The sequence below is a fragment of the Pseudomonas helmanticensis genome (genome assembly GCF_900182985.1).
GTDB classification, from domain to species: Bacteria; Pseudomonadota; Gammaproteobacteria; order Pseudomonadales; family Pseudomonadaceae; genus Aquipseudomonas; species Aquipseudomonas helmanticensis.
The window spans coordinates 960,521-980,765 of the sequence record NZ_FXUY01000002.1 but is presented as its reverse complement, the minus strand read 5'-3'; the positions used below and the strand labels follow the sequence as shown (position 1 = coordinate 980,765).

Genomic DNA, 20,245 nt, shown 5'->3' with positions numbered 1-20,245 from the left:
TGCCGACGATCAGTGCGACCACACCGAGCAGGCACAGACCGGAGAGCAGGACGATTTTCAGGCGAATGGACAGAGAGTCGAACATGGGGCGATCTCGCGAATGAATAAACGGGTGGCAGGCGGATATGAACTATCCGGTTCGCCAAATCCATTCAGCGCCATTCAATGCTCATCGGCGCGAGGCGAGAGGGCATGAGGCGGTTGCCGACGAACGGTCATCGCTAAACGTTTGCGCAGGGGAAAGTGCTGGAAATCAGAACAATTTCAGGGAAGTGTTTGCGTGAATTGGATAGCTTTTGTGGCGAGGGGATTTATCCCCGATGGCCTGCGAAGCAGGCCCAAAACCTGAGAATGGGTTCTGTCTGACAAATCAGGGTTTCTGGACTGTGGCTGCTTCGCAGCCAATCGGGGATAAATCCCCTCGCCACAGAATCCCCTCACCACAAAAGTTCTTCACACAGAAACTCGGTGTGGCTTAAACAGGAATCGATTCCGGGCGCGACCAGATCCACAGATTTCCCAACCCCATCCCGGCAATCGCCAGATAGATCGGCCAGCCGTGATCGAGCATCACTAGCATCAACGTCGCGCAGAGCAGCATGCTTATCGTCGCGCTGACTTTGGCTTTGCGCGCGATGATCTTGCCGTTGCGCCAGTTACTCAGAATCGGCCCGAACAGCCGATGGTTTTCCAGCCAGGCACTCAGGCGCGGCGAGCTGCGGGTCGCGGCCCAGGCGGCGAGGAGGATGAACTCGGTGGTCGGCAGGCCGGGCACGACAATGGCGATCAGGCCGATGCCGAGGCTGACGTAGGCCAAGAGGCCGAACAGCACGCGGGCGAGTTTTGAGGAGGCGGGTTGCGGCATGGGCTCAGCGGATTGCTTCTGAAGCGGAATGGAGATCTTACAGACTTACGCGCTCCCCCTGTAGGAGCTGCCGCAGGCTGCGATCTTTTGAGGTTGTTTTCAAGATCAAAAGATCGCAGCCTGCGGCAGCTCCTACAGGGGGATTTTTGTGACTCAGGCGAGTTCGGCTTCGGTGGCGTAGGCCTGTTCCAGCAACACGGTGAAGCGGTTGAACGCATCGATCGCGCCTTGCTCGACTTCGGCTTCTTCCTCGGCAGTGAACTGCAGCGAATCGAGGGTACGCACGAAACTCTTCCAGCCTTCGGCACGGCCACCTTCTGGCTCACCGAGGTGACGGGCACCGAAGGTTTCGCTCAGCTCCAGCGCCACCGCGCGTTTGATCAGGAACGCAGCGCCGAGCTTCGAGCCTTCAGACACGAAGATCCAGCCCAGTGCACGGGCCTTGCTCGGATTTTTCACCGCGCCGGCGACCGGTGCAGGGACTTCGGTGTCGAGATCCGCGAGGTCAGCCCTGGCCGCTTCGGCGCGGCAACGCGCGGGCAGGTCAGGCACGATCGCGGTCAGTTCGGCATCGTTGTACAGGTCGACCAGTTCTGACTGGAACAGGTACTGCGCGACCACGAAACGGGCGAAGTTGGCGCGGGTCTCGAACGGCGCATGCGCCTTGACCAGCGCATCGAGCTTGGTGTGCGGCTCGTTGGTGATCTGGTTCAAGCGTTGCGAACGCAGGGCAGGGCGTTGTTCGGTGTCTTGAGCGGTCATGACAAATCCTTGAGAAATTGAGGCGCTTGCTAACGAGACGAACCAGCAAGCGCGCGAGCGTAAAAAAACCTCACGGGGCGGTGCGTGGACACGCGCCGTGAGGTCGGCCGGATCAGATGTCCCAGACCAGATTGATCGCGAAGTTGCGGCCCGGCTGGGTCAGGCGATCAAGGTTGGCCGGCTGCGTGACCGAGGCTTCGCCGACGCTGTCGTAACCGCGCACGTCATCCCACTGCCAGTATTTCTTGTCGGTCAGGTTGTAGAGACCGGCGTTGACGGTCACATCGTCGGTGACTTTGTAGAAGCCGGCCAGGTCGAGCACGCCATAACCCGGGGTCTTGAACTGGGTGCTGGTGCCGTCCGGTGTCTTGAACATGGTGCTGTCGACACGATCCTTGCGCTTGACCAGCGTCCAGCTCAGCAACGCACCGTATTTATCCTGGTCATAACCGAGACCGAACACGCCGGTCAGCGGATTGACGCTGTTCAGCGGCTGACCGCTGTCGTCATTGCGGCCGTACAGATACGCCATCGAGCCTTGGGTGTAGAGGCCGGTCGGTGCGCCGAAGGTATCGAGGTTCAGGCGACCTTTAAGCTCCACGCCTTTGATGGTGGCGTGTTTGATGTTGTTGCTCTGGAACGTGGTCTCGGAGTAGCCCGGAGTGATCGCGTTTTCATCGATGAAATCACGGTACTTGTTGTAGAACACCGCAACGTCGAAGGTGCCCGCTTCAAATTGGCCACGCAGGCCGGTTTCATAGCTTTTGCTTTTTTCCGGTTCCAGATCCGGGTTCGGCGCGACCTGGTAGCCGCCCGCGAGGTTTTCAAAGCGACCGTACAAGGCCTTGGCGGTCGGCGTGCGGAAGCCTTCGGCGTACTGACCGTACCAGGTGTAGTTATCGTTGAAGCTGTAGGTCGTGCCGAACTTCGGCGACAGACGATGCCAGGTTTTTTCCTTGTCGCTGACTTGACCGTTGCCGCTCTGGTCGGCAGTGGCGAGGAACTCATCGGTGATGTGCGGCTTGAGTTGGGTGTAGTCGTAACGTGCGCCCGGCAGGAACGTCCAGTTACCCCAGCTGATCTGATCCTGCGCGAACAGGCTGTAGCTGTTGATGGTCGGATCCGGGAAGTCGCTGGCCGGTTTCAGGGTGTCGGCGGCGCTTGGCGCACCGATCACCCGGCAGGCGCCGCTGACGGTCAGGCAGGTGCCGTTGCCGGTGCGCAGTCCGGTGACTTTGTCCTGCTTGATGGTCGTGCCGTAGGTGATGGTGTGGTCGGTGTCGGCGATGGCAAACGACTTGTCAGCCTGCGCATCGAATACCCACTGGCGATCCTTGTAATTGGTGTCGCGGTTGCGCAACACGGTGCGCGACGGCGCGTAGATTTCCTGGGTGGTTTGGTCGGTCTTGGCGATCTGGTAGTTGAGCGACCACTTGATGTTGTCGGCCAACGCGGTGTCCAGTGCGAAGCGGTGTTCCAGACCAAAACGCTCGCGGGTAACGGTGTCGTTGCCGGTGCGCGCCTTGTAGAAACCAAACCCGCGTCCAGCGTTGAACGGGCCACCGACGGCGCTCAACTGATTGGTGTCGCGATCGTCTTTGTAGTGTTCGTAGGTGAGGCCGAAGCGCGCGTCGTCAGCGTAGTTCCAGCCGAGTTTGGCCAGCACGTTGGTGGTGCGCACGTCTTGCGGATTGGCCTCGGTGCGGTTCAGGCCGGTGCCACCGGTTTCGCCGTAGGATTCGGTTTCATGACCGTTGCGCTGGCTCAGGTGCAGCAAACCGTCGAAGTCGCCAGTGCGGCCAGCAACGGTGCCGGAGGTCAGCCAGCTGTCATCGGCCGAGCTGTAACCGGTTTTCAGCCGTGCGCCGACGTCCTGGCCAGGCTTGATGATGTCGTCCGGATCGAGGGTGTAGTAGCTGACGGCGCCGCCAATCGCATTGCTGCCGTACAGCACTGAGGCCGGGCCACGGAGAATTTCGACGCGTTTGACGATTTCCGGGTCGACGTAATTGCGGTTGGTCTGCGCGTACGGACCGTTGAAGAAACTGTCTGGCACTTGCACGCCGTCGACTTGGGTCAGGACGCGGTCACCGTCAATACCACGGATGTTGTAGCCAGTGATGCCGGCACGTTGACCGGCACCGCCCACCGAAACGCCCGGCTCGTAACGCACCAGATCCTTGATCGAGTTGACGTTGTTGCGATCCAGATCCTCGCGGGTCTGCACGCTGACGGTGGCCGGCACGCTGCTCACCGACTGTTCCTGACGCGTGGCGCTGATGGTCACCTGATCAAGATTGAGGGAACCGCCGGCGTTGCGTTTTTCCAGCACGACGTTGTTGTTGCTCAGCTTGCGGAAGCTCAGGTTGGTCCCCACCAACAGACGCTCGAGGGCTTTTTCCGGTGGCAGCGAACCGCGCACGCCCGGCGACGATACGTTCTGCCCCAACTCTGCCGGCAAGCCGACCTGCCAACCCGTCACAGCAGTGAAGGCATTGAGTGCCGACACCAGCGGTTGCTGGCCGATGGCGAACGAGTAATCACCCATGTTGCGTCCCGGCTGCTCGGTGGCAGCCATCAGCGGTGCGGTGCCGGCCATGAGAATGGCGGCGGTCAGCAGCGACAATACGCGGGAAGGGGAGGTCTGGCGGGTAAGGCGTGAGGACATCGATAGCGCTCCGTGTCGCACGAATCTTTATAGTTGCTGATTGGCATCGTGATGCGAATCAATTGCATTGGCTATAACGAGACGAACGGGCTTCCGCTATCGAGTAAAAATAATTCTCATTTAGTTCAGGATCACCAGCGCCGGGAATTCCTGCAGGCGCGCCGAGGTGATGTGGGCGAGGGAGCGAACCACGTCGAGCGGCTGATCGAGCCGGTAGTTGCCAGTGACGTTAACGTCGGCCAGCTGTTCATTGGTATTGATGATCCAGCCGGGATAGTAACGACGCAGTTCGGCCAGCACCTGATTCAACGGGCAGTTCTCGAACACCAGTCGGCCCTGGACCCAGGCCAGATCGGTGTTGGCATCGAGTTTCGCCGGGCGGTCGAAACCGTTGGGGCCGATGCGAATACTCTCACCGGCCGACAAACGCACCCGTGCATCGTCATGGGTCGCGCGCAGATCGACATCGCCACGCTGCACGTTGACCTGCGCCACGCCATCGAGATAACGCACGGCAAACGCCGTGTCACGGACGCTGGCCTTGACCGGGCCGGCGTCGATTTCCAGTGGCTGGTTGCGCCCGCCGGCAATCTCGAAATACGCCTCGCCCTGATACAGCCGGGCCACGCGCTGCTGATCGTCGATGGTGCTGGAGAACGCCGAATTGGTGTTGAGCAGGACTTTCGAACCGTCCTCCAGTTGCAGGCGCTGACGCTCGCCGACCACGGTCAGGTGATCGGCCTGAATGCGCATCGGCAAATTGCTGAAACTGAACAACCCGAGCAACAGCACCGCCGCAGTGGCCAGTGGTTTCCAGTGGGGACGCAAACGCTTGAGGACGGTGACTTTCGCCGGTTTTGCGGCAAGGCTTTGCGCACATTGAGCGATTTGCGGGCCGTCCCAGATCGCCTGCGCCTTGGCAAACGCCTCGGCATTCAGCGGGTCGGCCTCCAGCCATGCGTGGAACTGCCGGGTCTGCTCCTCGTCCGGGCTGCCGAGCACGATGAGCCAGTCCAAAGCCTGGTCCATTGCGGTTGCAGCGTCCTGCGCCGAATCTGGCGAAGGCGAGCGGTGGGTGTCCGTCACGGTGTTTCCTCGGGCTTCTGGCGAAGCAGTTTCAAGCTTCAAGCTGCAAGCTGCAAGCCAGATGCGTGCACTGCTTTTCGTTTTTACTTGGAGCTTGAAGCTTACAGCTTGCCGCTGCTGTCGTGTCGTTCGGCGACGCCGATGCAAATGGTCATGATCAGTTTCAATTCCTTCTGCACGGTACTGAGGGAAACGCTCAGTTCGTCGGCAATTTCCTGATAGCTGTGCCCGTGCAAGCGGCTGAGGATGAAAATTTGTTGCTGACGCGGGCTGAGTTGACTGAGGCTCACGTTCAGGCGCTCCAGCATTTGTTCGGCGTGGGCGGCGTCTTCGGCGCTGCTGGCGGGGGCGGCGATGCTGTGCACGATGTCCTGCGGCACGTCATCGACCATCGTGCGCGAATGGATCTTGCGCGCACGCAAATGGTCCAGCGCCAGATTGCGCGCGGTCTGGAAAACAAAGGGTTCAAGATGATCGATGGCCCGCTCGCTCAGCGCCCGCGTCACGCGCAGGTAGGTCTCCTGCAACAGGTCTTCAGCGGTGCTGTGATTGTTGACCATCCGTTCCAGCGTCCGCAGCAGGGACATGCGCTGGGTGAGGAAGACGTGGTTGAAGCGCGATTGACTCACGGGAGGACCTGATCCATTTTGAGCAAATGATAATGCTTATCATCTGCCCGTATGGTCAAGCCCTGAATTGTCAAAGAACGGTAAAGCCCGGTATGGAACCCAATGTAGGAGCTGCCGCAGGCTGCGATCTTTTGATGGTGATCTTAAAAACAAGATCAAAAGATCGCAGCCTGCGGCAGCTCCTACAGGGGGGCAGGGCAACCTTATTCCGCGTTACACAACGCCAGGCAGTTATCCAGCATGCGGTTCGAGAAGCCCCATTCGTTGTCGTACCAGGCCAGCACTTTCAGCAGTTTGCCGCTGGATTTGGTGTGGTTGGCGTCGAAGATCGACGACAGCGGGTTGTGGTTGAAGTCGCTGGAAACCAGCGGCAACGTGTTGTAACCCAATATCTTCGAGTGTTGGCTGGCAGCCTTGAGCAGCGCGTTGACTTCCTCGGCGCTGGCTTCTTTTTTCAACTGCACGGTCAAATCCACCAGCGACACATTGATCACCGGTACGCGCACGGCCATGCCGGTCAGTTTGCCCGCCAGTTCCGGCAACACCAGGCCCACCGCTTCAGCGGCGCCGGTCTTGCTCGGGATCATGTTCTGCGTGGCCGAACGCGCGCGGTACGGGTCGGTGTGATAGACGTCGGTCAGGTTCTGATCGTTGGTGTAGGCGTGGATGGTGGTCATCAGACCGCTTTCGATGCCCAGCTCACGGTGCAGCACCTGGGCAACCGGCGCCAGGCAGTTGGTGGTGCACGAAGCATTGGAGATGATCTGGTGCGATTGGCGCAGAATGTCGTGGTTCACACCATAAACGACGGTGGCGTCGGCGCCTTTGGCCGGGGCCGAGATGATCACTTTGCGTGCGCCGGCAGTAAGATGCGCGGCGGCTTTGGCTCGGTCGGTAAACAGACCGGTGCACTCGAATACCACGTCGATTTTTTCCGCGGCCCATGGCAGTTCGGCCGGGTTGCGGATCGCGCTGACGGCAATGCGGTCGCCGTTGACCGTCAGGCTCTCGTTATCATGCTCGACTTGCGCGTCGAACGTGCCATGAACGGTGTCGTATTTGAGCAGATGGGCGTTGATCGAGCTGTCGCCCAGATCGTTGATGGCGACGATCTGCAAATCCTGTCGATAGCCTTGGGTATACAGTGCGCGCAGGACATTACGGCCAATGCGGCCAAAACCATTGATTGCGATTCGAAGAGTCATGGAACAGCGCCGCCGTCGTTTTGTTGTTGGAATTACAAGATTATTCGCATAAAAATAGAAAACAAGCCTTTTTAGTGGCAATATTTTGTTTTATCTACAACGAGTGACCTGAATCAACTGGTCCGATTGGTCAAAAAAGCCGTCTGTCATTCCAACAACAACGGCGTTTGATCAGCATAGACAATCAGGTCGCCACATCCGTTAGCCTGGAGTTCTACACATGCATCCCCGCGTTCTTGAGGTCACCGAACGGCTTATCGCCCGCAGCCGCGCCACGCGTCAGGCTTACCTTGCACTGATTCGCGGCGCCGCCACTGACGGGCCGATGCGCGGCAAGCTGCAATGCGCCAACTTCGCCCACGGCGTGGCCGGTTGCGGCACTGAAGACAAACACAGCTTGCGGATGATGAACTCGGCGAACATCGCCATTGTTTCTTCGTATAACGACATGCTCTCGGCGCACCAGCCGTATGAAGTGTTCCCGGAACAGATCAAGAACGCCCTGCGCGAAATCGGCTCGGTCGGCCAGTTCGCTGGTGGTACGCCGGCAATGTGCGACGGCGTCACCCAAGGCGAGCCGGGCATGGAACTGAGCCTGCCGAGCCGCGAAGTGATCGCGTTGTCCACGGCGGTGGCGTTGTCGCACAACATGTTCGACGGCGCGTTGATGCTCGGCATCTGCGACAAAATTGTTCCGGGCCTGATGATGGGGTCGCTGCGTTTCGGTCACCTGCCGACGATCTTTGTGCCGGGCGGGCCGATGGTCTCGGGGATTTCCAACAAGGAAAAAGCCGACGTCCGCCAGAAGTACGCCGAAGGCAAAGCCACCCGCGAAGAGCTGCTGGAATCGGAGATGAAGTCCTACCACAGCCCGGGCACTTGCACCTTCTACGGCACCGCCAACACTAACCAATTGCTGATGGAAGTCATGGGCCTGCACTTGCCGGGTGCCTCGTTCGTCAACCCGAACACGCCGCTGCGTGACGCGCTGACCCGCGAAGCCGCGCACCAAGTGACGCGCTTGACCAAGCAGAACGGCAACTTCATGCCGATCGGCGAAATCGTCGACGAGAAGTCGCTGGTCAACTCGATTGTTGCGTTGCACGCCACCGGCGGTTCGACCAACCACACCCTGCACATGCCGGCCATCGCCATGGCCGCAGGCATTCAACTGACCTGGCAGGACATGGCCGACCTCTCCGAAGTCGTGCCGACCCTGAGCCACGTCTACCCGAACGGCAAAGCCGACATCAACCACTTCCAGGCAGCGGGCGGCATGTCGTTCCTGATCCGCGAGCTGCTTGGCGCCGGTCTGTTGCACGAAGACGTCAACACCGTGCTCGGTCACGGCTTGAGCAAATACACCAAAGAACCGTTCCTTGATAACGGTGAACTGATCTGGCGCGAAGGCCCGCTCGACAGCCTCGACGAAAACATCCTGCGTCCGGTCGCCCGTGCGTTCTCGCCGGAAGGCGGTTTGCGCGTGATGGAAGGCAACCTCGGTCGCGGTGTGATGAAGGTGTCCGCTGTGGCGCTGGAAAACCAGATCGTCGAAGCGCCGGCGATGGTGTTCCAGGATCAACAGGATCTGGCCGACGCGTTCAAGGCCGGTCTGCTGGAAAAAGATTTCGTTGCAGTGATGCGCTTCCAGGGCCCGCGCTCCAACGGTATGCCCGAGCTGCACAAGATGACGCCGTTCCTCGGTGTGCTGCAGGATCGCGGCTTCAAAGTTGCGCTGGTGACGGACGGACGCATGTCCGGCGCCTCGGGGAAAATCCCGGCGGCAATTCACGTCAGCCCCGAAGCTTATGTCGGCGGCGCTTTGGCACGCGTGCAAGAGGGCGATATCATCCGCGTCGATGGCGTCAAAGGCACCTTGGAGCTCAAGGTCGACGCCGCAGAATTTGCAGCGCGCGAACCCGCCAAGGGCCTGTTGGCCAACAACATCGGCAGCGGACGTGAGCTGTTCGGCTTCATGCGCATGGCCTTCAGCTCGGCAGAGCAGGGCGCCAGCGCCTTTACTTCTGCCCTGGAGACGCTTAATTGAAACTGGCTTTGGTCGGTGACATCGGAGGCACCAACGCGCGGTTTGCGCTGTGGAAAAACCAGCAACTGGAAGCGGTTCAGATCCTGGCCACCGCCGACCACGCCAGCCCGGAAGAGGCGATCAGCCTCTATCTGAGCGGGCTTGGCTTGGCACCGGGTTCGATCGGTTCAGTGTGCCTGTCGGTGGCCGGCCCGGTCAGCGGCGATGAATTCAAGTTCACCAACAATCACTGGCGGCTGAGCCGCACTGCATTCTGCAAAACCTTGCAGGTCGAGCAGTTATTGCTGGTCAACGACTTCTCGGCGATGGCGCTGGGCATGACCCGTTTGCAGCCGGGCGAATTCCGTGTGGTTTGCGAAGGCACGCCGGAACCGTTGCGTCCGGCGGTGGTGATCGGTCCGGGCACCGGCCTTGGCGTCGGCACTTTGCTCGATCTGGGGGAAGGTCGTTTCGCGGCGTTGCCGGGCGAGGGCGGTCACGTTGATCTGCCGCTGAGCAGCCCGCGTGAAACCCAGTTGTGGCAGCACATCCATAACGAGATCGGCCATGTCAGCGCCGAAACCGCGTTGAGCGGTGGTGGATTGCCACGGGTTTACCGGGCGATCTGCGCGGTCGATGGCCATGAGCCGACACTCGATACGCCGGAAGCGATTACCGCGGCCGGTCTGGCGGGCGATCCGATTGCCCTGGAAGTGCTCGAGCAGTTCTGCTGCTGGCTTGGGCGTGTGGCCGGCAACAACGTGCTGACCACGGGCGGGCGTGGCGGGGTGTTTATCGTCGGTGGTGTGATTCCACGTTTTGCCGATTTCTTCCTCGAAAGCGGTTTTGCCCGCAGCTTCGCGGACAAAGGTTGTATGAGCGATTATTTCAAAGGCATTCCGGTGTGGCTGGTGACAGCGCCGTATTCCGGCCTTATGGGCGCGGGTGTAGCCCTCGAGCAAGCTGGCTGAGGATCGTTCCCACGCTCTGCGTGGGAATGCAGCCCGTGACGCTCCGCGTCACTTGACGCAGAGCGTCCCTTGAGGCATTCCCACGCAGAGCGTGGGAACGATCGGTTCATCAGGCATAATCCGCCCCAATTCCAACAACAAGGATGCCTTCGAAGTGAGCTCAGTCAACAAGTCGATATTGTTGGTCGATGACGACCAGGAAATACGCGAGTTGCTGGAAACCTACCTGACCCGCGCCGGGTTTCAGGTGCGGGCCACCGCCGATGGCGCCAGTTTCCGTCAGGCACTCAACGAAGCGCCGAGCGATCTGGTGATCCTCGATGTCATGCTGCCCGACGAAGACGGTTTCAGCCTGTGCCGTTGGGTGCGCCAGCATCCGCGTCAGGCGCAGGTGCCGATCATCATGCTCACCGCCAGCTCCGACGAAGCCGACCGCGTGATCGGGCTGGAACTCGGCGCCGACGACTACCTCGGCAAACCCTTCAGCCCTCGCGAGTTGCAGGCACGCATCAAAGCCCTGCTGCGCCGTGCGCAATTCGGTCAGGAACGCAGCGGCAGTGAAGTGCTGGCGTTCGACGAGTGGCGGCTGGACATGGTCAGCCATCGGCTGTTTCACACCGACGGCGAGGAAGTAATCCTCTCGGGTGCCGACTTCGCTCTGCTGAAACTGTTCCTTGATCACCCGCAGGAAATCCTCGACCGCGACACCATCGGCAACGCCACCCGTGGCCGCGACCTGATGCCGCTCGATCGCATCGTCGACATGGCTGTCAGCCGTTTGCGTCAGCGCCTGCGCGACACTGAAAAACCGCCACGACTGATTCGCACCGTGCGCGGCAGCGGTTATCAACTGGCAGCCAACGTGGTTGCCGGCAATGGTCACTGAGTCGTTGCGCAAAATCGCCGCCAGGGTGCCGGTGCCGCGCTCGTTGCTTGGGCGAATGCTGCTCTTGACGCTGTTGGCGGTGTTGTTCGCGCAAACACTGTCGAGTGTGATCTGGGTTTCGCAACTGCGCGCCACGCAGCTCGAAGGCCTGGTCACCAGCGCCCGCAGCCTTGCGCATTCGATGACCGCCAGCGTCAGTTACTTCCGCTCGTTGCCGGTGGCTTACCGGCCGTTGGTACTCGACCAATTGCGCAGCATGGGCGGCACCCGATTTGTCGTGACGCTCAACGACAAACCGCTCGGCATGGACGTGCTACCGGTGACGCCGCGTAAAGCGGCGGTGATGAAAGCGGTCGACGAAGTACTGCGCCAGACCCTCGGCCATGACACGGATATTTCAGTGACCTTTGTCAGTCCCGAGGACCTGCGGATTTTCAACGCCGGGCTGAAGCTCGATGAGTTGCCACGTTCGTGGGCGCATTACGCGCTGACCCTGGAGCCGGTGAACCCGCCTGTGCTGGTCACACAGATCCAGATGGCGCCGGGCGAATGGCTGTACATCGCCTCTTTACTGCCCGAGCCGTACACCAGTCTTGAAGAGCAAGGCCTGCCGTCGCAGCAGGTGTGGTTCATCGTCCTCACCAGCGGCTTTCTGCTGCTGTTCATCGGCGTATTGGTGCACTGGCAGAGCCGGCCGCTCAAGCGTCTGGCACGGGCAGCGCGGGACATGTCGCTGGGCGCCGACGTCGAGCCAGTGGCCGAGGGTGGCGGCAGTGAAGTGGTCGAAGTGGGCCGTGCGTTCAACACAATGCGCGAACGCATCAGCCGTTACCTGACCGAACGCAGTCAGTTGTTCAGTGCGATTTCTCACGACCTGCGCACACCGATCACGCGCTTGCGCCTACGCGTCGAATTGCTCGAAGACGAAACCCTGCAAGCCAAGTTCGGCCGTGATCTGGACGAGCTGGAACTGCTGGTCAAAGGCGCGCTGCAATGCGTGAAAGACACCGACATCCACGAGAACATCGAGCCGGTGGATCTCAACCATGTGCTCGATTGTCTGGTCGAGCCGTATCTGGCGCCGAACGGCAATGGTCGCGTGACTCAGCAGGGCCGGGCGTTGGCGGCGTATCCGGGCAAACCGTTGGCGCTCAAGCGTTGCATCGGCAATTTGATCGACAACGCCTTGAAGTATGGGCAGAACGCGCATCTGCACATCGATGACGATGACAGCGCGTTTGTCTTGCATGTCGACGATGAAGGGCCGGGCGTGCCGGAGCAGCGGCTGGAGCAGGTGTTCGAGCCGCACTTCCGGTTGGCGGGGCAGCAGCAGGGGTATGGGTTGGGGTTGGGTATTGCGCGCAATATTGCTCACAGTCATGGCGGCGAAGTGACGTTGCAGAATTTGCGTGAGGGTGGGTTGCGGGTGACCCTGCAATTGCCGCGTTCAGTGGATTAGATCAAAAGAACCCCTCACCCTAGCCCTCCCGAAACGTCGGACCGCCCGTAGGGAGAGGGGACTGACCGAGTTGTCTTGCGTCATATATCGACCTGAAACACTGTGTCGATTATGGTTTCGCTGAAAACTTTCAGGTCGGCGTAACTCTTCAATACCCCGCGGTCGGCCCCCTCTCCCTCCGGGAGAGGGCTGGGGTGAGGGGTTGCTCTTTGTCACGGGCTGGTGACAAACCCCGCCCCCTTCGTTACAAGCCCACCCCGGCCCGTTGTTTAGACTCCCCGCAGTCATAACAACAAAAAAGGCCAACCATGGATCTCTTCCAACCCGGCTTCAGCAGTTGGCTGAACGCCCCTGCCCACCAGCAATGGCTCGCCGCCGAAGGCCTGCGCCTGCTGGATTTCGCCAAGGCAGCAAAACTCCCTGAAGGCTTCGGCAACCTCGACGAACGCGGCCGTCTGCCGGCCAACGCGCAAGCCGAAACCATGAACACTGCGCGCATGACCCACAGCTTCGCCATGGCCCATATCCAGGGCCTGCCGGGTTTCGCCGAACTGATCGATCACGGCATCGCCGCCCTGCGCGGGCCATTGCGCGATGCATTGCACGGCGGTTGGTTCGCCGTCGCCGAACACCGTGACGACAACACCGGCAAGAATGCCTACCTGCACGCGTTCGTCGCATTGGCCGCCAGCTCCGCTGTGGTCGCCAAACGCCCCGGCGCGCAAGCGTTGCTGGATGACGCCATCGACATCATCGACACGTATTTCTGGAGCGAAGAAGAGGGCGCCATGCGCGAATTCTTCAACCGCGACTGGCGTGAAGAAGAAGCTTATCGCGGCGCCAACAGCAACATGCACGCCACCGAAGCGTTCCTCGCCCTGGCCGATGTCACTGAAGACTCGCGCTGGCTGGTGCGTGCGCAACGCATCGTCGAGCGGGTGATCCATGGCCACGCCGCCGCCAACGGTTACATGGTCATCGAGCACTTCGACCGCGACTGGCAGCCGTTGCGCGAATACAACCACGACAATCCTGCTGATGGTTTCCGCCCCTACGGCACCACGCCGGGCCACGGTTTCGAGTGGGCGCGGCTGTTGCTGCACCTCGAAGCGGCGCGGGTCCAGGCGGGCATGCTCACACCGGGTTGGCTCGCGACCGATGCGCAGAAACTCTTCGAGAACAACTGCCGCAACGGCTGGAACGTCGATGGTTTGCCGGGCATCGTCTACACCCTCGACTGGGGCAACAAGGCCGTCGTCCGCCATCGCCTGCACTGGACGCACGCCGAAGCCAGCGCCGCTGCCAGCGCCTTGCTCAAACGCACCGGCGATGAACAATACGAAACCTGGTACCGGCTGTTCTGGGAATTCTGCGAAGAGAATTTCATCGACCGTTGCGACGGCAGCTGGCACCACGAGCTCAATCCGCAAAACGTGCCAAGTGCCGATATCTGGGCGGGCAAACCCGATCTGTATCACGCCTGGCAAGCGGTACTGGTCCCTCGTCTACCCTTGTCACCCAGCATGGCGACTGCCTTGGCGCACTTGTTCCAGGGCACTCCTGTGTAACCATGTGGTGACATTCGCGCGTCCCTTCGTTACCTGCGAAGGGAATCGCCCTGTTTAAACTCCTGTGCAGCGCAAGCACCAGACTTGCATGCATAACAACAAGAAAGGTACATCTCAGATGAATGCGATTTCTCGCCTCGCTACTGTCATTTCTGTCGCCTCCCTGTTCCCGCTCGCAATTCTGCCTCTCAGTGTTTCCGCTGCCGAATCCAAAGGTTCGGTCGAAGTCGTGCACTGGTGGACGTCCGGTGGCGAAAAAGCCGCTGTTGATGTGCTCAAGGCGCAAGTCGAAAAAGACGGTTTCACCTGGAAAGACGGCGCTGTCGCCGGTGGTGGCGGTGCCACTGCCATGACCGTGCTGAAAAGCCGCGCAGTCGCCGGCAACCCGCCTGGCGTTGCTCAGATCAAAGGCCCGGACATCCAGGAATGGGCGTCGACCGGCCTGCTCGACACCGACGTACTGAAAGACGTCGCCAAGTCGGAAAAGTGGGACAGCCTGCTCGACAAGAAAGTCTCCGATACCGTGAAGTACGACGGTGATTACGTGGCCGTGCCGGTGAATATTCACCGTGTGAACTGGCTGTGGATCAACCCGGAAGTCTTCAAGAAAGCCGGTATCACCAAGAACCCGACCACCCTCGAAGAATTCTACGCCGCTGGCGACAAGCTGAAAGCTGCGGGCTTCATTCCGCTGGCCCACGGCGGCCAGCCTTGGCAGGACAGCACCGTGTTCGAAGCCGTGGTGCTTTCGGTCATGGGTGTCGATGGTTACAAGAAAGCCCTGGTTGATCTGGACAACGGCGCACTGACCGGTCCGGAAATGGTCAAGGCACTGACCGAGCTGAAGAAAGTCGCGACCTACATGGACGTCGACGGCAAAGGTCAGGACTGGAACCTGGAAGCGGCCAAAGTCATCAACGGCAAGGCCGGCATGCAGATCATGGGTGACTGGGCCAAGTCCGAATGGACAGCCGCGAAGAAAGTCGCTGGCAAGGATTACGAGTGCGTAGCCTTCCCGGGCACCGACAAGGCGTTCACCTACAACATCGACTCGCTGGCTGTGTTCAAGCAGAAAGACGCAGGCACTGCTGCCGGTCAGAAAGACATCGCCAAAGTCGTGCTGGGTGAAAACTTCCAGAAAGTCTTCAGCATCAACAAAGGCTCGATCCCGGTTCGCAACGACATGTTGAACAACATGGAATCGCTGGGCTTCGACTCCTGCGCACAGACTGCTGCCAAAGACTTCCTGGCGGACGCCAAGTCCGGCGGCCTGCAACCAAGCATGGCGCACAACATGGCGACCACGCTGGCGGTACAAGGCGCGTTCTTTGATGTCGTGACCAACTACATCAACGACCCGAAAGCCGACCCGGCCGACACCGCCAAGAAACTTGGCGCAGCGATCAAGTCGTCCAAGTAATCCTTGGACCCTGTAGGAGTGAGCCTGCTCGCGATAGCAGTTTGTCAGGTAACAGATTCATCAACTGACACACCGCAATCGCGAGCAGGCTCACTCCTACAAGGGGACGAGTTGCCCAAGTAGTCCTTTTCTCTCGTACTGGATTTCCCCATGAGTTCTGTTGCTGTGTTCAGCAAGGCCTCGCCGTTCGATGCATTGCAACGCTGGCTACCCAAACTGGTGCTGGCGCCGAGCATGTTCATCGTGCTGGTGGGCTTCTATGGCTACATCCTGTGGACGTTCGTGCTGTCGTTCACCACCTCGACCTTCCTGCCCAATTACAAGTGGGCTGGTCTGGCGCAATACGCGCGGTTGTTCGACAACGATCGCTGGTGGGTCGCGAGCAAAAACCTCGCGGTGTTCGGTGGCATGTTCATCGGTATCACTCTGGTGATCGGCGTGTTGCTGGCGGTGTTCCTCGACCAGCGCATCCGTCGCGAAGGCTTTATCCGCACCATTTACCTGTACCCGATGGCGCTCTCGATGATCGTTACCGGTACCGCCTGGAAATGGCTGCTCAACCCGGGCATGGGCCTGGACAAATTGTTGCGGGACTGGGGCTGGGAAGGCTTCCGTCTCGACTGGCTGATCGACCCTGATCGCGTGGTTTACTGCCTGGTGATCGCCGCTGTCTGGCAAGCCTCGGGCTTCATCATGGCGATGTTTCTCGCCGGCCTGCGTGGCGTTGATCAATCGATCATCCGTGCCGCGCAGATCGATGGCGCGAGCATGCCGATGATCTACTGGAAAGTGGTGCTGCCAAGCCTGCGTCCGGTGTTCTTCAGTGCGGTGATGATCCTCGCGCACATTGCGATCAAGAGCTTCGACCTGGTCGCGGCGATGACTGCCGGTGGTCCGGGTTATTCCTCCGACCTGCCCGCGATGTTCATGTATTCCTTCACCTTCAGTCGCGGCCAGATGGGCATGGGCTCGGCCAGTGCGATTCTGATGCTCGGTGCGATCCTCGCGATCATCGTGCCTTACCTGTATTCCGAGCTGAGGACCAAGCGCAATGACTAGTCTCGCTGCCAAACCTGCTATCAGCCTGAGTCGCATCGCGATCTACGCGGTGCTGATCCTCGCCGTACTGCTTTATCTGGTGCCGTTGGTGGTCATGTTGCTGACCAGCTTCAAGACCCCGGAAGACATCAGCACCGGCAACCTGCTGAGCTGGCCGACCGTGGTCAGCGGTATCGGCTGGGTCAAGGCCTGGGCCACCGTTGACGGCTACTTCTGGAACTCGATCAAAATCACCGTGCCAGCGGTGGTCATCTCCACCGCTATCGGCGCGTTGAACGGTTATGTGCTGTCGTTCTGGCGCTTCCGTGGTTCGCAGTTGTTCTTCGGTCTGCTGTTGTTCGGCTGCTTCCTGCCGTTCCAGACCGTGCTGCTGCCGGCCTCGTTCACCCTCGGCAAGATGGGCCTGGCGAGCACCACCGCCGGCCTGGTGTTTATCCACGTGGTTTACGGTCTGGCGTTCACCACGCTGTTCTTCCGTAACTACTACGTGAGCATTCCGGATGCGCTGGTGAAAGCCGCACGCCTGGATGGCGCGGGTTTCTTCACGATTTTCCGGCGGATCATTCTGCCGATGTCGACGCCGATCATCATGGTCTGCCTGATCTGGCAGTTCACCCAGATCTGGAACGACTTCCTGTTCGGTGTGGTGTTCTCCAGCGGTGATTCGCAGCCGATTACGGTGGCGCTGAACAACCTGGTCAACACCAGCACCGGCGCCAAGGAATACAACGTTGATATGGCAGCGGCGATGATCGCCGGCCTGCCGACCCTGCTGGTCTATGTGGTCGCAGGCAAGTATTTCGTGCGCGGGCTGACGGCCGGCGCAGTCAAGGGGTAATCATGGCAACGCTCGAACTTCGCAACGTAAACAAGACCTACGGTGCCGGCCTGCCGGACACCCTGAAGAACATCGAACTGTCGATCAAGGAAGGCGAATTCCTGATCCTCGTTGGCCCGTCGGGCTGCGGCAAATCGACGTTGATGAACTGCATCGCCGGTCTGGAAACCATCACCGGCGGCGCGATCATGATCGGTGACCAGGACGTCAGCGGCATGAGCCCGAAGGATCGTGACATCGCCATGGTGTTCCAGTCCTACGCGCTGTACCCGACCATGAGCGTGCGCGAGAACATCGAATTCGGCCTGAAGATTCGCAAGATGCCTCAGGCGGCGATCGACGAAGAAGTCGCGCGCGTGGCAAAACTGCTGCAGATCGAACACTTGCTCAATCGCAAGCCGGGCCAGCTCTCCGGTGGTCAGCAACAGCGTGTGGCGATGGGCCGTGCGCTGGCGCGTCGTCCGAAGATCTATCTGTTCGACGAACCGCTGTCCAACCTCGACGCCAAGCTTCGCGTCGAGATGCGTACCGAAATGAAACTGATGCACCAGCGCCTGAAGACCACCACGGTCTACGTGACCCACGACCAGATCGAAGCAATGACCCTGGGCGACAAAGTGGCGGTGATGAAGGACGGCATCATTCAGCAGTTCGGTACGCCGAAAGAGATCTACAACGACCCGGCCAACCTGTTCGTGGCGAGCTTCATCGGTTCGCCGCCGATGAACTTCATTCCACTGCGTCTGCAACGCAAGGACGGCCGTTTGCTGGCGTTGCTCGACAGCGGTCAGGCGCGTTGCGAGCTGCCGATGAGCATGCAGGACGCCGGCCTCGAAGATCGCGAAGTGATCCTCGGCCTGCGCCCGGAACAGATCGTTCTGGCGAACGGCGAGGGCAATGGCCTGCCAAGCATTCGTGCCGAAGTGCAGGTCACCGAGCCGACCGGTCCGGACACCTTGGTGTTCGTCAATTTGAATGAAACCAAAGTCTGCTGCCGACTGGCGCCGGACGTGGCACCGCAGGTGGGCGAGAGTCTGACGTTGCAATTCGATCCGTCGAAAGTGCTGCTGTTTGATGCCAAGACTGGCGAGCGTCTGGGCACTGCCGGCCAACCACAGACCGATGCGCGGTCTGCGAACGTGGCCCAATTCAAAGGCCGCTGAAATTTGATGTAGGAGAGGGCTTTTGTGGCGAGGGGATTTATCCCCGTTGGGTCGCGCAGCGGCCCCATAAAAGCGGGGTCTGCTACGCAGCCCAACGGGGATGAATCCCCTCGCCACAGGGCTCACTCCTACAAAGGAGCACGCGGCGGATTGCCTGTAATCCATCGCAATTTATGTAAACCGCGTTAGATAAAAACAGTTAATAACAATAAAGACGAGGATGTAGGGATGAAAAAGAAACACGTCAATGTCCGGTTGATCTGCCAAGTGTCAGCTGCGGCGGCGTTGGTGCTGGCCGGTAACGCCATGGCGGCGGATGCCTTCAGCTCCGATTCGAAATGGATGACCGGTGACTGGGGTGGCGAGCGGACCAAGCTGATCGAGCAGGGTATCGACATCAAGGCCGACTACGTTGGGGAAGTCGGTGGCAACCTGCACGGTGGCTACAACGACGACAAGACCGCGCGTTACGCTGACCAGTTCGGTCTGGGCGTGGCACTCGATCTGCAAAAGCTGTGGGGCTGGGATAACACCCAGGCGAAGATCCAGTTGACCAACCGTAACGGCTACAACATCTCCAACGACCGCGTTGGCGATCCGCGTGCTGGCACCCTGAGTTCTTCGCAAGAAGTTTACGGCCGTGGCCACATGGTGCGTCTGACCCAGTTGTGGATTCAGCACCAGTTCTTCGACAACAAGCTCGACGTCAAGGCCGGTTACTTCGGTGAAGGCGAAGACTTCAACACCTTCCCGTGCGACTTCCAGAACCTCGCGTTCTGCGGTTCGCAAGTGGGTAACTGGGCAACCAACATCTGGTACAACTGGCCAGTCAGCCAGGCCGCGATCCGCGTCAAGTACAACATCAACGACGAGCTCTACGCGCAAATCGGTGCGTACAACCAGAACCCGTCGCAACTGGAACACGGCAACGGCTTCAAGCTCAGCGGCAGTGGCACCGCCGGTACTGTGTTGCCAGTCGAGTTGGTCTGGTCGCCGAAGGTCAACAGCCTGCCGGGCGAATACCGCGTCGGTTACTACAAGAGCACGGCTGATGCCGACGACGTTCGCGAAGACGTCAACGGTTTCGATGCAGCCACCACTGGCAACGCCTACAAGACCCACAGCAGCAAAAGCGGCTACTGGTTCGTCGCGCAACAGCAACTCACCAGCCACAACGGTGATGCGACCCGCGGTCTGAACATCGCTGCCAATGCGACCTTCCACGACAAGGACACCAACTTCATCGACAACTACCAGTCGGTGATGTTTGTCTACAAGGGCCCGTTCGACGCGCGTCCGAAGGATGACGTCGGTATCGGTGCGGCGCGTATCCACGTCAACGACGACGTGAAGAAAAACGCCGAGCTGCTCAACGTTTCCAACGGTGTATCGGATTACGACAATCCGGTGTTCTCGCCGATTCGTGAAACCGAATACAACTACGAGATCAACTACGGCTTCCACGTCACCAACTGGCTGACCGTACGTCCTAACCTGCAATACATCACTCACCCGGGCGGTGTGGATGCAGTGGACAACGCATTGGTCGCTGGCCTGAAAATTCAGTCTACGTTCTAACGCGTCTGCGATAAGCTCCTCTCTATGTGCGCATATTTGCGGACAGCCAAGGCTGTCCGCTT

The 20,245-nt window shown here is 59.9% G+C and carries 16 protein-coding genes; 10 read left to right on the top strand and 6 right to left on the bottom strand.

Translation table 11 applies throughout. The features are described 5' to 3' along the window. Positions 1 to 475: 475 nt before the first annotated feature. The 6 genes from QOL84_RS27275 to gap all read right to left on the bottom strand — a co-directional run bounded on the left by QOL84_RS27275 (position 476) and on the right by gap (position 7,215). Positions 476 to 865 carry a YbaN family protein gene (locus tag QOL84_RS27275; RefSeq protein WP_283439233.1) on the bottom strand — a complete coding sequence of 130 codons (390 nt, stop codon included), beginning with the start codon at positions 863 to 865 and terminating at the stop codon, positions 476 to 478. A 153-nt stretch (positions 866 to 1,018) separates the two neighbouring features. Beyond that, positions 1,019 to 1,627, bottom strand: a complete 609-nt coding sequence (locus QOL84_RS27270) for a biliverdin-producing heme oxygenase (protein ID WP_283439232.1) — start codon at positions 1,625 to 1,627, stop codon at positions 1,019 to 1,021. Between the two features lie 112 nt (positions 1,628 to 1,739). Beyond that, the gene (locus QOL84_RS27265; protein ID WP_283439231.1) at positions 1,740 to 4,295 is read right to left on the bottom strand and encodes a TonB-dependent receptor; all 2,556 of its coding nucleotides are present in this window, start codon (positions 4,293 to 4,295) and stop codon (positions 1,740 to 1,742) included. Between the two features lie 120 nt (positions 4,296 to 4,415). Beyond that, on the bottom strand, positions 4,416 to 5,381 hold the full coding sequence (locus QOL84_RS27260; RefSeq protein ID WP_283439230.1) for a FecR family protein: 966 nt from the start codon (positions 5,379 to 5,381) through the stop codon (positions 4,416 to 4,418). 101 nt (positions 5,382 to 5,482) lie between these two features. Then, the gene (locus tag QOL84_RS27255) at positions 5,483 to 6,010 is read right to left on the bottom strand and encodes an RNA polymerase sigma factor (RefSeq protein ID WP_283439229.1); all 528 of its coding nucleotides are present in this window, start codon (positions 6,008 to 6,010) and stop codon (positions 5,483 to 5,485) included. A gap of 203 nt (positions 6,011 to 6,213) precedes the next feature. Then, positions 6,214 to 7,215 (bottom strand): type I glyceraldehyde-3-phosphate dehydrogenase, encoded by a 1,002-nt coding sequence (gene gap, locus QOL84_RS27250; protein ID WP_129395201.1) that lies wholly within the window; start codon positions 7,213 to 7,215, stop codon positions 6,214 to 6,216. A 220-nt stretch (positions 7,216 to 7,435) separates the two neighbouring features. Between gap and edd the strand changes: the two genes are divergently transcribed. The 10 genes from edd to QOL84_RS27200 all read left to right on the top strand — a co-directional run bounded on the left by edd (position 7,436) and on the right by QOL84_RS27200 (position 20,183). Further along, positions 7,436 to 9,262, top strand: coding sequence for a phosphogluconate dehydratase (gene edd, locus QOL84_RS27245; RefSeq protein ID WP_283439228.1), 1,827 nt, complete (start codon positions 7,436 to 7,438; stop codon positions 9,260 to 9,262). Continuing rightward, positions 9,259 to 10,212: a glucokinase gene (locus QOL84_RS27240; protein WP_283439227.1), complete on the top strand. Its 954-nt coding sequence runs from the start codon at positions 9,259 to 9,261 to the stop codon at positions 10,210 to 10,212. Before edd ends, QOL84_RS27240 begins: the two co-directional genes overlap by 4 nt. A gap of 154 nt (positions 10,213 to 10,366) precedes the next feature. After that, a complete protein-coding gene (locus QOL84_RS27235) occupies positions 10,367 to 11,098 on the top strand; it encodes a response regulator (protein WP_025112821.1) in 732 nt (243 codons plus the stop codon). Continuing rightward, complete coding sequence (locus QOL84_RS27230) at positions 11,088 to 12,557, top strand: ATP-binding protein (RefSeq protein WP_283439226.1); 1,470 nt, start codon at positions 11,088 to 11,090, stop codon at positions 12,555 to 12,557. Before QOL84_RS27235 ends, QOL84_RS27230 begins: the two co-directional genes overlap by 11 nt. Positions 12,558 to 12,865: 308 nt before the next feature. Beyond that, positions 12,866 to 14,125 (top strand): D-mannose isomerase, encoded by a 1,260-nt coding sequence (locus QOL84_RS27225; RefSeq protein ID WP_283439225.1) that lies wholly within the window; start codon positions 12,866 to 12,868, stop codon positions 14,123 to 14,125. 118 nt (positions 14,126 to 14,243) lie between these two features. Further along, positions 14,244 to 15,545, top strand: coding sequence for an ABC transporter substrate-binding protein (locus QOL84_RS27220; RefSeq protein ID WP_129395196.1), 1,302 nt, complete (start codon positions 14,244 to 14,246; stop codon positions 15,543 to 15,545). Positions 15,546 to 15,695: 150 nt separating this feature from the next. Beyond that, positions 15,696 to 16,604, top strand: a complete 909-nt coding sequence (locus QOL84_RS27215) for a carbohydrate ABC transporter permease (protein ID WP_008082808.1) — start codon at positions 15,696 to 15,698, stop codon at positions 16,602 to 16,604. After that, on the top strand, positions 16,597 to 17,442 hold the full coding sequence (locus QOL84_RS27210) for a carbohydrate ABC transporter permease (protein ID WP_283439224.1): 846 nt from the start codon (positions 16,597 to 16,599) through the stop codon (positions 17,440 to 17,442). Before QOL84_RS27215 ends, QOL84_RS27210 begins: the two co-directional genes overlap by 8 nt. A gap of 2 nt (positions 17,443 to 17,444) precedes the next feature. Beyond that, the gene (locus QOL84_RS27205) at positions 17,445 to 18,605 is read left to right on the top strand and encodes an ABC transporter ATP-binding protein (RefSeq protein WP_123593657.1); all 1,161 of its coding nucleotides are present in this window, start codon (positions 17,445 to 17,447) and stop codon (positions 18,603 to 18,605) included. A gap of 228 nt (positions 18,606 to 18,833) precedes the next feature. Beyond that, positions 18,834 to 20,183 (top strand): carbohydrate porin, encoded by a 1,350-nt coding sequence (locus QOL84_RS27200; protein WP_129395194.1) that lies wholly within the window; start codon positions 18,834 to 18,836, stop codon positions 20,181 to 20,183. Positions 20,184 to 20,245 lie beyond the last annotated feature (62 nt).

Bases quoted from the DNA above. Each gene is read 5' to 3' on its own strand.
- QOL84_RS27275 (WP_283439233.1), bottom strand. From the start codon at position 865: ATGCCGCAACCCGCCTCCTCAAAACTCGCCCGCGTGCTGTTCGGCCTC.
- QOL84_RS27270 (WP_283439232.1), bottom strand. From the start codon at position 1,627: ATGACCGCTCAAGACACCGAACAACGCCCTGCCCTGCGTTCGCAACGC.
- QOL84_RS27265 (WP_283439231.1), bottom strand. From the start codon at position 4,295: ATGTCCTCACGCCTTACCCGCCAGACCTCCCCTTCCCGCGTATTGTCG.
- gap (WP_129395201.1), bottom strand. From the start codon at position 7,215: ATGACTCTTCGAATCGCAATCAATGGTTTTGGCCGCATTGGCCGTAAT.
- edd (WP_283439228.1), top strand. From the start codon at position 7,436: ATGCATCCCCGCGTTCTTGAGGTCACCGAACGGCTTATCGCCCGCAGC.
- QOL84_RS27230 (WP_283439226.1), top strand. From the start codon at position 11,088: ATGGTCACTGAGTCGTTGCGCAAAATCGCCGCCAGGGTGCCGGTGCCG.
- QOL84_RS27225 (WP_283439225.1), top strand. From the start codon at position 12,866: ATGGATCTCTTCCAACCCGGCTTCAGCAGTTGGCTGAACGCCCCTGCC.
- QOL84_RS27220 (WP_129395196.1), top strand. From the start codon at position 14,244: ATGAATGCGATTTCTCGCCTCGCTACTGTCATTTCTGTCGCCTCCCTG.
- QOL84_RS27215 (WP_008082808.1), top strand. From the start codon at position 15,696: ATGAGTTCTGTTGCTGTGTTCAGCAAGGCCTCGCCGTTCGATGCATTG.
- QOL84_RS27210 (WP_283439224.1), top strand. From the start codon at position 16,597: ATGACTAGTCTCGCTGCCAAACCTGCTATCAGCCTGAGTCGCATCGCG.
- QOL84_RS27205 (WP_123593657.1), top strand. From the start codon at position 17,445: ATGGCAACGCTCGAACTTCGCAACGTAAACAAGACCTACGGTGCCGGC.
- QOL84_RS27200 (WP_129395194.1), top strand. From the start codon at position 18,834: ATGAAAAAGAAACACGTCAATGTCCGGTTGATCTGCCAAGTGTCAGCT.